The 13,393-nt window shown below is 71.4% G+C and carries 12 protein-coding genes; 1 reads left to right on the top strand and 11 read right to left on the bottom strand.

Features of this window, described 5'->3' with window-relative positions:
• Positions 1-194: 194 nt before the first annotated feature.
• From CLT68_RS17800 to pyrR, 6 genes are read right to left on the bottom strand one after another with little or no spacing between them, the layout of a single operon-like run.
• A complete protein-coding gene (locus CLT68_RS17800) occupies positions 195-1,241 on the bottom strand; it encodes a quinone-dependent dihydroorotate dehydrogenase (protein ID WP_199177073.1) in 1,047 nt (348 codons plus the stop codon).
• A complete protein-coding gene (gene carB, locus CLT68_RS17795; protein WP_099852265.1) occupies positions 1,238-4,585 on the bottom strand; it encodes a carbamoyl-phosphate synthase large subunit in 3,348 nt (1,115 codons plus the stop codon). The genes CLT68_RS17800 and carB overlap by 4 nt, the downstream gene beginning before the upstream one ends.
• Complete coding sequence (gene carA / locus CLT68_RS17790) at positions 4,578-5,741, bottom strand: glutamine-hydrolyzing carbamoyl-phosphate synthase small subunit (RefSeq protein ID WP_088947457.1); 1,164 nt, start codon at positions 5,739-5,741, stop codon at positions 4,578-4,580. Before carA ends, carB begins: the two co-directional genes overlap by 8 nt.
• Positions 5,741-7,018 (bottom strand): dihydroorotase, encoded by a 1,278-nt coding sequence (locus tag CLT68_RS17785; protein ID WP_099852264.1) that lies wholly within the window; start codon positions 7,016-7,018, stop codon positions 5,741-5,743. The genes carA and CLT68_RS17785 overlap by 1 nt, the downstream gene beginning before the upstream one ends.
• Positions 7,015-7,941, bottom strand: a complete 927-nt coding sequence (locus CLT68_RS17780; protein ID WP_088947455.1) for an aspartate carbamoyltransferase catalytic subunit — start codon at positions 7,939-7,941, stop codon at positions 7,015-7,017. The genes CLT68_RS17785 and CLT68_RS17780 overlap by 4 nt, the downstream gene beginning before the upstream one ends.
• Complete coding sequence (gene pyrR / locus CLT68_RS17775; protein ID WP_088947454.1) at positions 7,938-8,522, bottom strand: bifunctional pyr operon transcriptional regulator/uracil phosphoribosyltransferase PyrR; 585 nt, start codon at positions 8,520-8,522, stop codon at positions 7,938-7,940. Before pyrR ends, CLT68_RS17780 begins: the two co-directional genes overlap by 4 nt.
• A gap of 288 nt (positions 8,523-8,810) precedes the next feature.
• Between pyrR and bldD the strand changes: the two genes are divergently transcribed.
• Positions 8,811-9,299, top strand: coding sequence for a transcriptional regulator BldD (bldD, locus tag CLT68_RS17770; RefSeq protein WP_007458348.1), 489 nt, complete (start codon positions 8,811-8,813; stop codon positions 9,297-9,299).
• A gap of 92 nt (positions 9,300-9,391) precedes the next feature.
• On the opposite strand, the gene nusB is transcribed toward bldD, so the two are convergent.
• From nusB to CLT68_RS17745, 5 genes are all read right to left on the bottom strand, one after another.
• Positions 9,392-9,802: a transcription antitermination factor NusB gene (nusB, locus tag CLT68_RS17765; protein ID WP_172862180.1), complete on the bottom strand. Its 411-nt coding sequence runs from the start codon at positions 9,800-9,802 to the stop codon at positions 9,392-9,394.
• Positions 9,803-9,825: 23 nt separating this feature from the next.
• Positions 9,826-10,383, bottom strand: a complete 558-nt coding sequence (efp, locus tag CLT68_RS17760) for an elongation factor P (RefSeq protein WP_007458344.1) — start codon at positions 10,381-10,383, stop codon at positions 9,826-9,828.
• Positions 10,384-10,819: 436 nt separating this feature from the next.
• Positions 10,820-11,251 carry a type II 3-dehydroquinate dehydratase gene (gene aroQ, locus CLT68_RS17755; RefSeq protein WP_099852263.1) on the bottom strand — a complete coding sequence of 144 codons (432 nt, stop codon included), beginning with the start codon at positions 11,249-11,251 and terminating at the stop codon, positions 10,820-10,822.
• Positions 11,248-12,327, bottom strand: coding sequence for a 3-dehydroquinate synthase (gene aroB / locus CLT68_RS17750; protein ID WP_099852261.1), 1,080 nt, complete (start codon positions 12,325-12,327; stop codon positions 11,248-11,250). The genes aroQ and aroB overlap by 4 nt, the downstream gene beginning before the upstream one ends.
• Positions 12,328-12,337: 10 nt before the next feature.
• The gene (locus tag CLT68_RS17745; protein ID WP_099852260.1) at positions 12,338-13,336 is read right to left on the bottom strand and encodes a helix-turn-helix transcriptional regulator; all 999 of its coding nucleotides are present in this window, start codon (positions 13,334-13,336) and stop codon (positions 12,338-12,340) included.
• Between the last annotated feature and the right edge of the window lie 57 nt (positions 13,337-13,393).

Genomic DNA, 13,393 nt, shown 5'->3' with positions numbered 1-13,393 from the left:
CCACGGACGCGACACCCACGGACGCGACAACCACGGACGCGACACCCGGGGACGCGACACCCGGTGGCTGGGCGTCGCGCTCCGGGTGGTGCATCCACGGGTGCAGAGCAAAGGGGCAACAGCCGGGGTGGGCTCCTCGGCGCGCAGCGGGCTCGGCGCCCGTTTGCGCCGGGCCAGCACCGGACCGGGGGCGGTCACCGACCGGCGACCGGTTCCGGTGCCACGGTTGCGGCCGTCGCGCGGGCGGCGGCGCGCACCAGGGCCGCCCCTCGGTAGATGAAGCCGGTGTAGAGCTGCACCAGGGACGCGCCTGCGTCGAACATCCGTGCCGCGTCGTCCGGGTCGAGCACCCCGCCGACGCCGACGATCGGCAGCCGACCACCGGTCTCGGAGTGCACGAAGGCGACGACGTCGCGGGCCCGCGTGGTCAGGGGCCGACCGGACAGACCACCCGCCTGGGCGCCGCGCTCGGCGTCCACAGTGGCCAGACCGGTACGGGCCAGGGTGGTGTTGGTGGCGATCACCCCGGCGGCGCCCCGGGCCAGGCACACCTCCAGCAGCTCGGCGATCGCCGCCTCGGTCAGGTCCGGCGCGATCTTGACCAGCACCGGTTTCTCCCCCACCAGGGCGCCGAGCAGCGCGTCCAGGTGGGCGCGGTCCTGCAACGAGCGCAGCCCCGGGGTGTTCGGTGAGGACACGTTCACGGCGAAGTAGTCGCCGTGCCCGCGCAACGCCCGGTACGAGGCGAGGTAGTCCTCGACCGCCTCGTCGAGCGGGGTCACCTTGGACTTGCCCAGCGAGATGCCCAACGGCACCCCGAGCGGGCGCGGCAGCGCCGCCAGCCGGGTGGCCAGCGCGGCGGCCCCGGCATTGTTGAAGCCCATCCGGTTGACCACGGCCTCGCTGGCCGGCAGGCGGAACAGCCGCGGCCGTGGGTTGCCCGGCTGGGCGTGCGCGGTGACAGTGCCGACCTCGACGAAACCGAAGCCGAGCGCCGGCCAGGCCGGCAGCGCCGCGCCGTCCTTGTCCATGCCCGCGGCCAGCCCGACCGGGTTGGGGAACCGCACGCCGAACACGGTGCGCGGCGCGTTGACCGCGTACCGGGCCCGCAGCGCCGCCAGGGCCACCGGACGCCGCGACAGCGCGCTCAACCGCCGCAGTGTCCACTCGTGCGCCACCTCGGCGTCCCCACCGCCGAGCCGGAACAACTGGGGGCGTACCACCCGCTCGAACAGGGTCACTGGGCCGCCCGCAGGGTGGCGTGCAGGTCCTGCAGGGGGCGTACCTGCATGTCGCCGCGGATCCGCGCCTCGATGCCCATCACTGCCGCGGCGGCGCCGGGAACCGTGGTGATGCAGGGGATGTCGGCGGTGACGGCCGCGCTGCGGATCTCGTAGCCGTCCGAGCGGGCACTGGCACCCGAGCCCTGCGGTGTGTTGATCACCAACGCCACGTGGCCGCCACCGATCAGCGACACCGCGTCGTCGCCCTCACCGGCCTGGTAGTGCTTACGGATCTGCTCGCAGGCGATGCCGTGCCGGCGCAGCACCTCGGCCGTGCCGGCGGTCGCGACGATCTCGAAGCCCAGATCGGCCAGCCGCTTGATCGGGAAGATCATGCCACGCTTGTCCCGGTTGGCCACCGACACGAAGATCTTCCCGGCGGTCGGCAGCGAGCCGTACGCGGCCGACTGGCTCTTGGCGAACGCGTGCCCGAAGTTGGTGTCGATGCCCATCACCTCGCCGGTCGACTTCATCTCCGGCCCCAGCAGCGAGTCGATCCCCTTGCCGGCGCGCGTCCGGAAGCGCTTGAACGGCAACACCGCCTCCTTGACCGCGATCGGCGCGTCGGCGGGCATCGTGCCCCCGTCCCCGGTCGCCGGCAGCAGGCCCTCGGCGCGCAACTCGGCGATGCTCGCGCCGAGCGCGATCCGGGCCGCCGCCTTGGCCAGCGGCACCGCCGTCGCCTTGGAGACGAACGGAACGGTCCGCGACGCCCGCGGGTTGGCCTCCAGGACGTAGAGCACGTCGTCCTTGAGCGCGTACTGCACGTTGAGCAGGCCGCGGACGCCGACGCCACGCGCGATGGCCTCGGTGTAGCGGCGCACCTCGGCCAGGTGCGAGCCGGCGAGGGTGATCGGCGGCAACGCGCAGGACGAGTCGCCGGAGTGGATGCCGGCCTCCTCGATGTGCTCCATCACGCCGCCGATGTAGACCTCACCGTCGGCATCGCAGAGCGCGTCCACGTCGATCTCGATGGCGTCGTCGAGGAACCGGTCCACCAGCACCGGGTGATCCGGGGAGATGTCGGTGGCGCGTCCGATGTAGTCGCGCAGCGTCGGGTCGTCGTAGACGATCTCCATGCCCCGACCGCCCAGCACGTACGACGGCCGGACCAGCACCGGGTAACCGATCTCGTCGGCGATCGTCTTGGCCTCGTCGTAGGACGTGGCCATGCCGTGCGCCGGCGCGCGCAGCCCGGCCCGGGCCAGCACCGTACCGAACGCGCCGCGCTCCTCGGCCAGGTGGATCGACTCCGGGGAGGTGCCGACGATCGGCACGCCCGCGTTCTTGAGCCGCTGCGCCAGGCCCAGCGGCGTCTGCCCGCCGAGCTGTACGACCACCCCGACCACGCCCGGCCCGCCGGCCGCCCGGCCGGACGAGTCCTCCGCGTGCCAGACCTCCAGGACGTCCTCGAAGGTCAGCGGCTCGAAGTAGAGCCGGTCGGCGGTGTCGTAGTCGGTCGAGACCGTCTCCGGGTTGCAGTTGACCATGACCGTCTCGTAGCCGGCCGCACGCAGCGCCTGCACCGCGTGCACGCAGGAGTAGTCGAACTCGATGCCCTGCCCGATCCGGTTCGGGCCGGAGCCCAGGATCAGCACCTTCGGCCGGTCCGACGGCACGACCTCGGTCTCCAGGTCGTACGTCGAGTAGTGGTACGGCGTGGTGGCCTCGAACTCGGCCGCGCAGGTGTCCACCGTCTTGTAGACCGGGCGCACGTCGAGGCGGTGCCGCAGGGTCCGTACGCCGTCCTCGGCGGCCAGCTCCGGGCGCAGCGCGGCGAGCTGCCGGTCGGACAGCCCGGCCCGCTTCGCCACCCGCAACAGGTCGGCGTCGAGCACCGGCGCGTCCACGATCTCCGTACGCAGCTCGATCAGGGCGGCGATCTGGTCGAGGAACCACGGGTCGATTCCGCCGGAGGCCTCGGCGACCTCGGCGATCGACGCGCCGAGGCGCAGCGCCCGCTCGACGGTGTACAGCCGGCCGTCGTGCGGGATCCGCAACGCGGCGAGAGTGTCCGAGCGAGTGGCGCCCTCCGGGTCTGGAGTGGTCCAGAAACCAGATGATCGGGTCTCCATCGAGCGCATCGCCTTGTTCAGCGCCTCGGTGAAGTTGCGCCCGAGGCTCATCGCCTCACCCACCGACTTCATCGTGGTGGTCAGCTCCGGGTCCGCACCGGGGAACTTCTCGAACGCGAACCGGGGGATCTTCACCACCACGTAGTCCAGGGTCGGCTCGAACGCCGCCGGGGTCTTCAGGGTGATGTCGTTGGGGATCTCGTCGAGGGTGTAGCCGATGGCCAGCTTCGCGGCGATCTTCGCGATCGGGAAGCCGGTCGCCTTGGAGGCCAGCGCCGAGGAGCGCGACACCCGGGGGTTCATCTCGATCACGACGATCCGGCCGTCGACCGGGTTGACCGCGAACTGGATGTTGCAGCCGCCGGTGTCCACCCCGACCTCGCGCAGCACGGCGATGCCCAGGTCACGCAGGCGCTGGTACTCCCGGTCGGTGAGCGTCATGGCCGGGGCCACGGTGACGCTGTCGCCGGTGTGCACGCCCATCGGGTCGATGTTCTCGATCGAGCAGACCACCACGACGTTGTCCCGCCGGTCGCGCATCAGCTCAAGCTCGTACTCCTTCCAACCGAGCACGCTCTCCTCGATGAGCACCTCGTGCACCGGGCTGGCGGACAGGCCGTCGCCGGCGATGCGGGCCAGGTCCTCCGGGGTATGCGCCATGCCGGAGCCCAGGCCACCCATGGTGAACGACGGCCGGATCACCACCGGCAGGCCCAGCTCGGCGACGGTCGCCTCGACCTCGTCCATCGAGTGGCAGACCCGGGAGCGGGGCACCAGCCCGGTCGGGTCGTCGACGCCCAGGCGGACCCCGGCCTTCGCCACGATCTCCTTGAACAGCTGCCGGTCCTCGCCCCGGTTGATGGCGTCGATGTTCGCGCCGATCAACTCCACGCCGTACTTCTCCAGGACGCCGCCCTCGTGCAGCGCGACGGCCGTGTTCAGCGCGGTCTGCCCGCCGAGGGTCGCCAGGATCGCGTCGGGGCGCTCCTTGGCGATGACCAGCTCCACGAACTCCGGGGTGATCGGCTCGACGTAGGTGGCGTCGGCGAACTCCGGGTCCGTCATGATCGTCGCCGGGTTGGAGTTGACCAGGCTGACCCGGATCCCCTCGCTGCGCAGCACCCGGCACGCCTGGGTGCCGGAGTAGTCGAACTCGCAGGCCTGCCCGATGACGATCGGCCCGGAGCCGATCACGAGAATGTGCTTGAGATCGGTCCGCTTAGGCATTGCTGCGCCCCCTGCTGTGGTTCCGACCCTCGATCAAGTCGGCGAATCGGTCGAAGAGGTAGTCCGCGTCGTGCGGGCCGGCCGCCGCCTCCGGGTGGTACTGCACCGTGAACGCGGGCACGTCCACGGCCCGCAGCCCCTCGACCACGTTGTCATTGAGGCAGACGTGCGACACCTGGACGCCGCCGAAGTCGGTGTCGATCACCTGGTCGGGGACCACCGCGCCAGCACCCGCGCCCGGCACCTTCACGGCGAAGCCATGGTTGTGGCTGGTCACCTCGACCTTGCCGGTGACCCGGTCGAGCACCGGCTGGTTGATCCCCCGGTGGCCGTAGCCCAGCTTGTAGGTGCCGAAGCCGAGCGCCCGGCCGAGGATCTGGCTGCCGAAGCAGATGCCGAACAGTGGCACCTCCCGCCGCAGCGCCTCCCGGGCCAGCGCCACCGGGGCGTCGGCGGTGGCCGGGTCGCCCGGACCGGGCGACAGGAAGATCGCGTCGGCGCCGGTGGCGAGCAGGTCGTCGATGCTCGACGAGGCCGGCAGCACGTGGGTGGTCACCCCACGGGTGGCGAGTCGCCGCGGCACGTTGCGCTTGATGCCCAGGTCGAGGGCCGCCACGGTGAACCGGTGCTCGCCGATAGCCTCGACGACGTACGGCTGGGCGGTGGTCACCTCGGCGGACAGGTCCGCGCCGACCATCTGCGGTGCCTGGCGGACGCGGGTCAGGAGGCTCTGCGGGTCGTTGTCGACGCTGGAGATGCCCACCCGCATGGCGCCACGCTCGCGCAGGTGCCGGGTCAGCGCCCGGGTGTCCACCCCGCTGATGCCCACCACACCCTCGGTGGCGAGCCGGTCCTCCAGGCCGCCGGTGGCGCGCCAGTTCGAGCCGATCCGGGCCGGGTCGCGTACGACGTAACCGGCCACCCAGATCCGGCCGGACTCGTCGTCCTCGCCGTTGACTCCGGTGTTGCCGATGTGCGGCGCGGTCTGCACCACCACCTGCCGGTGGTACGACGGGTCGGTGAGTGTCTCCTGGTAGCCGGTCATGCCGGTGTTGAAGACCGCCTCGCCGAAGGTCTCCCCGACGCTGCCGTACGCCTCACCGGGGAACGTGCGCCCGTCCTCCAGGACCAGGATTGCGGGTCTGCGCTTGACCATTACTTGACAGCCTTTCCGTCCAGGACCGTCGGCTCGCCACGCAGGAAGGTCGCCACGATGCGACCCGGCAGCGTCATGCGGGCGTACGGGGTGTTGCGACTGCGACTGGCCAGCTCCGCCGGCTCGATGGTGCGGTGGGCGGCCGGGTCGATCAGGGTCAGGTTGGCCGGCACGCCGGGTGCCGGGTCGATGCCGTGCCCGGTCAGCCCCGCGATCCGGGCGGGGGTGCGCGACATCCGCTCGGCGATCAGGTCCCACTCGGGACCGAGCACGTCGAGCGCGATGGACAGGGCGGTCTCCAGGCCGAGCATCCCCGGCCGGGCGTACGCCCACTCGCACTCCTTGTCCTCCACGGCGTGCGGGGCGTGGTCGGTGGCGATCACGTCGATCACACCGTCGGCGAGCGCGGCGCGCAGCGCGGCGATGTCCGCGGCCGTTCGCAGCGGCGGGTTGACCTTGAATACCGGGTCGTAGCTCTCCGCACGCTCGTCGGTGAGCAGCAGGTGGTGCGGGGTGACCTCGGCGGTGACGCGTACGCCGCGTGCCTTTGCCTGGCGCAGCACCTCGACGCTGCCGGCGGTGGAAACGTGGCAGACGTGCAGTCGGCTGCCGACGTGTTCGGTGAGCAGCACGTCGCGGGCGATGATCGCCTCCTCGGCGACCGCCGGCCAGCCGATCAGCCCGAGCCGGGTGGAGACCTCACCCTCGTGCATCTGGGCGCCCTCGGTGAGCCGGGGCTCCTCAGCGTGCTGGGCGATGATCCCGTCGAACGCCTTGACGTACTCCAGGGCCCGGCGCATCAGCAGCGGGTCGGCGACGCAGTGCCCGTCGTCGGAGAAGATCCGCACCCGGGCCGCGGAGTCGGCCATCGCGCCCAGCTCGGCCAGCCGCTCGCCGGCGAGCCCGACGGTGACCGCGCCGATCGGCTGCACGTCGACCAGCCCGGCCTCGCGGCCGAGCCGCCAGACCTGCTCGACCACGCCGGCGGTGTCCGCGACCGGGGAGGTGTTGGCCATCGCGCAGACCGCCGTGTAGCCCCCCATCGCCGCCGCGCGGGACCCGGACTCGACGGTCTCGGCGTCCTCCCTGCCGGGTTCGCGAAGGTGGGTGTGCAGGTCGACGAGGCCGGGCAGGGCGACCAGCCCGGTGCCGTCGATGACGGTGGCGTCCGGCGCGGACAGGCCGGCGCCGACCTCGGCCACCACGCCGTCGCGGATCAGCAGATCGGTCGGCGGGCCGCCGACGACGCTCACGCTGGTGATCAGGTACGCGCTCACCGGTTGTTCCCTCCGAGCAGCAGGTAAAGGACAGCCATCCGCACGGAGACCCCGTTGGTGACCTGTTCGACGATGGTGGAGCGGGGTGAGTCGGCGACCTCGGGGGTGATCTCCATCCCCCGGTTCATCGGGCCGGGGTGCATGACGATCGCGTGCTCCGGCAGCCGGCGCATCCGCGGGCCGTCCAGCCCGTAGCGGCGGGCGTACTCGCGCGCGGAGGGGAAGTAGGAGTCGTTCATCCGTTCCCGCTGCACCCGCAGCATCATCACCACGTCGACATTCGGCAGCACCGAGTCCAGGTCGTAGGAGACGTCGGTGGCCGGCGCCAACGCTCCGGCGATGTCGACCGGGATGAGGGTGGGCGGGCCGACCAGGGTGACCTTGGCGCCGAGGGTGGAGAGCAGCAGCACGTTGGAGCGGGCGACCCGGGAGTGCAGGACGTCCCCGACGACCGCCACCGACAGGCCGGCCAACCGGCCCAGCCGGGACCGCATGGTGTACGCGTCCAGCAGCGCCTGGGTGGGGTGCTCATGGGTGCCGTCGCCGGCGTTGACGACCGACCCGTCGACCCAGTTGGCCAGTCGGTGCGGCGCGCCGGAGGCCGGGTGCCGGACGACCACGGCGTCGGCGCCCATGGCCTGCAGGGTCAGCGCGGTGTCCTTCAGGCTCTCGCCCTTGGTGACGCTGGACCCCTTCGCGGAAAAGTTGATCACGTCGGCGCTGAGCCGCTTCGCCGCCGCCTCGAAGGAGATCCGGGTGCGGGTGGAGTCCTCGTAGAAGAGGTTCACCACGGTCCGGCCGCGCAGCGCGGGCAATTTCTTGATCTCCCGGCCGGCGACGGTGGCCATCTCGGCGGCGGTGTCCAGGATCTCGGTGGCGGTCGCGGCGTCCAGGTCGGCGCCGGAGAGCAGATGCTTGATCATGAGGTGGGTCCCCCGTAGAGCTTGACCTCGTCCGTCCCGTCGGTCTCGGCGAGCGTCACCTTCACGCTCTCGGCGAGCGAGGTCGGGATGTTCTTGCCGACGTAGTCGGCGCGGATCGGCAGCTCCCGGTGGCCGCGATCGACCAGGACGGCGAGCTGCACGGACGCTGGGCGGCCCACGTCGTTGAGCGCGTCGAGCGCGGCCCGGACGGTGCGGCCGGAGAACAGCACGTCGTCGACGAGGATGACCCGCTTGCCGTCGATGCCGCCGGGCGGCAGCTCGGTCGGGCCGATCGCGCGGGTGGCGTGCCGGCGCAGGTCGTCGCGGTAGAGGGTGATGTCGAGCACACCGACCGGAACGGCGACGTCCTCGAAGGTGCTGATCCGGTCGGCGAGCCGCCGAGCGAGGGGGGTTCCTCTGGTGGGAATCCCAAGAAGCACCGTGTTGGCGGCACCCTGGGTCTTCTCCAGGATCTGGTGGGCGATGCGGTCGACCACGCGTTGCACGTCGGCGCTGGCGAGGATCACCTTCACCGAGGGTTGTCGCGGTGGTGACGAGCGGGCAGCCGGTGGGTATGCCACGGCGGACCTCCTTCCCCGCCTCACTGGACGGGTCGTTAAAGGATGTCGGGCACCTCCGGCCGGACCGCAGAGCGCTCCTGAGCCGGGGCTTCACGCCACGTTACCAGTGGTCACCGGGCCGATGGACGGCGGCCACTGACCACCGGATCAGCACCACGAAAGGGGATAACTTCCCAGACGCTCCCCAACGGTAGGGTCACGACCACTTGACCACGTGTCCCATTCCCCGTACCGTCACGCTCCGTAGCGATCGACGGGAGAACCCCGAGCAGCACTGGGAGTGTCCGAATGCCCTCTGAATACGCCAAGTCTCTGGGCGCCCGCCTGCGCTCCATCCGCCAGCAGCAGGGTCTCTCCCTGCAGGGTGTGGAGGAGAAGTCGAACGGGCGGTGGAAGGCCGTGGTGGTCGGCTCGTACGAGCGTGGCGACCGGGCCGTGACGGTGTCCCGTCTGGCCGAGCTGGCCGAGTTCTACCGTGTCCCCGTCTCGGAGCTGCTGCCTGACGGCAGTGGCGTCCGTCACGAGCCCACCAGCAAGATCGTCCTGGACCTGGAGCGGCTCTACGACGAGGCCTCCGAGGACCTGGCCTACGTCGCGCGCTACGCCCGCGCCATCCAGCAGCAGCGCGGCGACTACAACGGCCGGGTGCTCTCCATCCGCGCCGACGACCTGCGGGCACTCGCGATCGTGTACGACGCCTCACCGTCGGGCCTGATCGAGCGGCTCACCGAGCACGGTGTGCTGGTGGCCGACCCTCGGGCGTTCTTCGCCTCCTGAGCTGTCGCTTCACCTGATCTGCGGCTTCACCGAAAGGGCCCGTGCCGGATGGCACGGGCCCTTTCGCGTTGCGGCGTTCGTCGGTGCGACGCTCAGCGGGTGGCGTACTCGGCGATCCGGCCGAGCACCCCGTTGAGGAAGCGCGGCGAATCGTCGGTGGACATCTGGCGGGCCAGCTCAACGGCCTCGCTGATCGCCACCGCGTCGTCGATCTCGTCGACGTAGAGCAGCTCGTAGACGGCGATCCGGGCCAGATTCCGGTCGACGACCGGCATCCGCTCCAGCGTCCATCCCTCGGCGTAACTGGCGATGAGCTCGTCGATCCGGTCAAGGTGCTCGGCGACACCCTCGACCAGGCCCACCGCGTAGCCCAGGTGCTCCGGTCGGGGCTGCTCGATCCGCTGCACGTAGCCGGCGAGCACCTCCACCGGAGGCTTGTCTCGTAGGTCGGACTCGTAGAGGACATCCAGCGCCCGCTTGCGCGCCTTGCGGCGCGCCGGCATCTGCTGCTTGGAACCCTCAGCCATCAGGCGCGGCCGAGGTAACGGCCGTCGCGGGTGTCGACCTTGATCTTCTCACCGGTGGTGATGAACAGCGGAACCGGCACTGTGGCACCGGTCTCCACGGTCGCCGGCTTGGTGCCACCGGTCGAACGGTCGCCCTGCAGGCCCGGCTCGGTGTAGGTGACCTCCAGCACGACACTGGTGGGCAGCTCGATGTAGAGCGGCACCCCCTCGTGCTGGGCGACGGTCGCCTCTGCCTCGGGCAGCAGGTAGTTGGCTGCCTCACCGACGGTGCCACCGGGCACGGTGATCTGGTCGAAGGTCTCCAGATCCATGAAGACGAAGTCTTCGCCGTCGGCGTAGAGGTATTGCATCGTGCGCTTGTCAACGGTCGCGGTTTCGACCTTGGTGCCCGCGTTGAAGGTCTTGTCGACCACCTTCCCGGACAGCACGTTCTTCAGCGTGGTGCGCACGAAGGCACCACCCTTACCGGGCTTGACGTGCTGGAACTCGACGACGGCCCAGAGCTCGCCGTCCAGGTTGAGAACCAGGCCGTTTTTGAGGTCGTTGGTGGAGGCCATTTCCTGCCTTGATCATCAATTGGCGGACAGACCTTACGAGTCTACTAGCTGCGCCGAGACTCGCTGACCGCCCTACTTCGGCGCGGGCCACCCCTTGGGCATCGACACCCACGCAGATAACGCAGAGTGCCTCTCCAGGGAAGGCGCCCCTCCCCTGGTCGACCCCCTTTGCTTTGCATACCTATATGCGACAGTCACGCACCGTACCGGCAGGCCGTCGCCCCTACGGCAACGCAGCTCACATAAAAGCAGCTCACCGCCCTGTCGCATCCGCAGGTGCAGAGCAAAGGGAGCTAGCAGGCAGGTGCCCTAACGCCGGGCGGGGGACGCGGAGTGACGCTCGCCGACGAGAGTTGGCGATCACAATCGGTGATTTGCCACAGACCGGCGCGAAAGACGGTGAAAGGTCGGGTGCGGCGGGGCGGGAAGCCGCCGGTCAGGCGGCTCGGGCGGCCAGGTGGTGCAGTGCGAGGCGATAACCGTCGATGCCGAGACCGCAGATCACCCCGGTCGCCACCGCGGACACCACCGAGTGGTGCCGGAACTCCTCGCGGGCGTGGATGTTGGAGAGGTGCACCTCAACCAACGGCCCCCGCAGCATGGCGCATGCGTCGCGCACCGCGTACGAGTAGTGCGACCAGGCGGCCGGGTTGAGCACCACCGCGGCAGCCTCGTCGGCGGCGGCGTGCAGCCAACCGAGCAGTTCGTGCTCGGCGTCGGTCTGCCGGACCGTCACGTCCAACCCCAGTTGCTCTCCGGTGCGCTCGCAGAGCGCCACCAGGTCGGCGTAGGTGGTCGCGCCGTACACCTCGGGCTCGCGGGTGCCCAACCGGCCCAGGTTCGGCCCGTTCAGGACATGGACCTTCACGGCGTTGCCACCTCCCGGTAGGCGGCCTCCAGCACCGCGTCGTCCGGGCCCTCCAGCATCGCCGGGCGGGCCAGCCCGTCCAGCACCACGAAGCGCAGCCGACTGCCCCGGGCCTTCTTGTCGACCCGCATCGCGGCCAGCAGCTGCGGCCAGGCGTCGGCCGGGTAGCTCACCGGCAGACCGAGCGCGGTCAGGGTGACCCGGTGCCGGTCGGCGGTCGGGACGTCGAGCCGGCCGGCGAGCCGGGCCAGCGCGGCGGCGTACACCAGACCGACGGCGACGGCGTGACCGTGCCGCCAGCGGTAGCCCTCGTTCTGCTCGATCGCGTGGGCGAGGGTGTGACCGTAGTTGAGCACCTCCCGCACGCCCGACTCGCGCAGGTCACCGGCGACCACGTCGGCCTTGACCCGGATCGCCCGCTCGATCAGCTCCCGCGTCACCGGGCCGCGTGCGTCGGTGGCCGCCTCCGGGTCGCGCTCGACGAGGTCCAGGATCGCCGGGTCGGCGATGAACCCGCACTTGACCACCTCGGCGAGCCCGGCCGCCAGGTCGACAGCGGGCAGACTGTCCAGGGTGGCCAGGTCGGCCAGCACACCGACCGGCGGGTGGAACGCGCCCACCAGGTTCTTGCCGGCGGCCGTGTTGATGCCCGTCTTGCCGCCGACAGCGGCGTCGACCATGCCCAGCAGCGAGGTCGCCACCGGAACCCAGCGCACCCCGCGCAACCAGCAGGCCGCGACGAACCCGGCCAGGTCGGTCACCGCGCCGCCGCCCACCCCGACGACAGCGTCGGTACGGGTGAAGCCGGCGGCCCCGAGCCGGTCCCAGCAGCCGGCGGCCACGTCGATCTGCTTGCCCGACTCGGCGTCGGGCACCTCGATCGGCAGCGGCTCGATGCCGGCGGCGCGCAGCCGCTCGCCGAGCGCGTCCGCCAGGGCCTTGAGCGGGGGCGCGTGCAGCACCGCCGCACGGCTCGCGCCGGGCAGCAGGCCGGGCAGCGCGCCCAGCAGGTCACGCCCCACCAACACGTCGTACGGTCGCTCGCCGCCGACCGGAATCCGGGTCACCTCGTCCATCGCCGGCAGCCTAGTCGAGCGGACGACGTGGTGCGGGCGGCTGCCCACCTGCTGGCCGGGCCGCCCAGTCGGCGAGCAGTCGGGCGTGCTCGGCCACCTCGGCGCGCAGCGCGTCCGGGTGTCGCACCGTGAACGGGCAGCCCAGGCCGGCGAGCAGCGCGGCCATACCCGGCAGGCTCTCCGCCCGGGCCCGCAGCAGCACCCCGTCGGTGGCGGCGGTCAGCTCGGCCACGCTGGGCGGGATGCGGCGACGGGCGGTGACCAGGTCGGTCTCCAGCAGCACCTCGACCTCGTGTGTGTACGGCACACCGGCCAGTGACCGGGTCACCCGCGCCACCGGGTCGAAGCCCTCCGGGACGGTGAACGTCGCCCCGCCCGGCGTCACGGTGCCGATGCGGTCCAACCGGAACGTGCGGACCTCGCCGCGCCGGTGGTCGTGGCCGGTGACGTACCACCGGCCGGAGTGGAAGACCAGACCGTACGGGTCGAGCTCCCGGTGCGACTGCTCACCGCGCCAGGAGCGGTAGTCCAGTGCCACCCGCTGCCGGTGCCGGGCGGCCGAGGCCAGGGCGAGCAGGGTGCCCGACGTCGGCCGCAGCTCCGGCTCGGGGCGTCGCAGGGTGAAGCCGAGGTGCTCCTGCACGGCCGCGAGTCGGTCGGCGAGCGCCGCTGGCAGCACCCGACGGATCTTCGCGAGTGCCGTGGCCGTGGCGGGCTGCTCGGTGGCCAGCCCGACCCGCTCGGCGACGACCAAGCCGAGCAGCACCGCCACCGCCTCGTCGTCGGTGAGCATCAACGGTGGCAGTTTGTAGCCCGGGTGCAGCCGGTAGCCGCCGTGGCGGCCCCGGTCGGCGGTGACCGGGATGCCCAGCTCGACCAGGGTGGCCGCGTACCGGCGCACGGTCCGCTCGTCGACGCCGAGCCGTGCGGCCAACTCGGTGGCGGTCGCGCGGTGCCGGGCCTGGAGCAACTCCAGCAGAGCCAGCACCCGACCGGCGGGATGTGACACGGGCCACTCCTCCAAACCGGGCGGATCCTGTCCGGATTCGATCGTACGGTCTGTCGG

Source organism: Micromonospora sp. CNZ299, from assembly GCF_002754415.1.
Note: the sequence above shows the minus strand (reverse complement) of the source record. Positions and strands in the feature narration are given on the sequence as shown.

Excerpts from the sequence above, each read along its gene's own strand:
- carB (WP_099852265.1), bottom strand. The coding sequence starts at position 4,585 with ATGCCTAAGCGGACCGATCTCAAGCACATTCTCGTGATCGGCTCCGGG.
- aroB (WP_099852261.1), bottom strand. The coding sequence starts at position 12,327 with ATGGACGAGGTGACCCGGATTCCGGTCGGCGGCGAGCGACCGTACGAC.
- bldD (WP_007458348.1), top strand. The coding sequence starts at position 8,811 with ATGCCCTCTGAATACGCCAAGTCTCTGGGCGCCCGCCTGCGCTCCATC.
- efp (WP_007458344.1), bottom strand. The coding sequence starts at position 10,383 with ATGGCCTCCACCAACGACCTCAAAAACGGCCTGGTTCTCAACCTGGAC.
- CLT68_RS17780 (WP_088947455.1), bottom strand. The coding sequence starts at position 7,941 with ATGATCAAGCATCTGCTCTCCGGCGCCGACCTGGACGCCGCGACCGCC.
- carA (WP_088947457.1), bottom strand. The coding sequence starts at position 5,741 with ATGGTCAAGCGCAGACCCGCAATCCTGGTCCTGGAGGACGGGCGCACG.
- nusB (WP_172862180.1), bottom strand. The coding sequence starts at position 9,802 with ATGCCGGCGCGCCGCAAGGCGCGCAAGCGGGCGCTGGATGTCCTCTAC.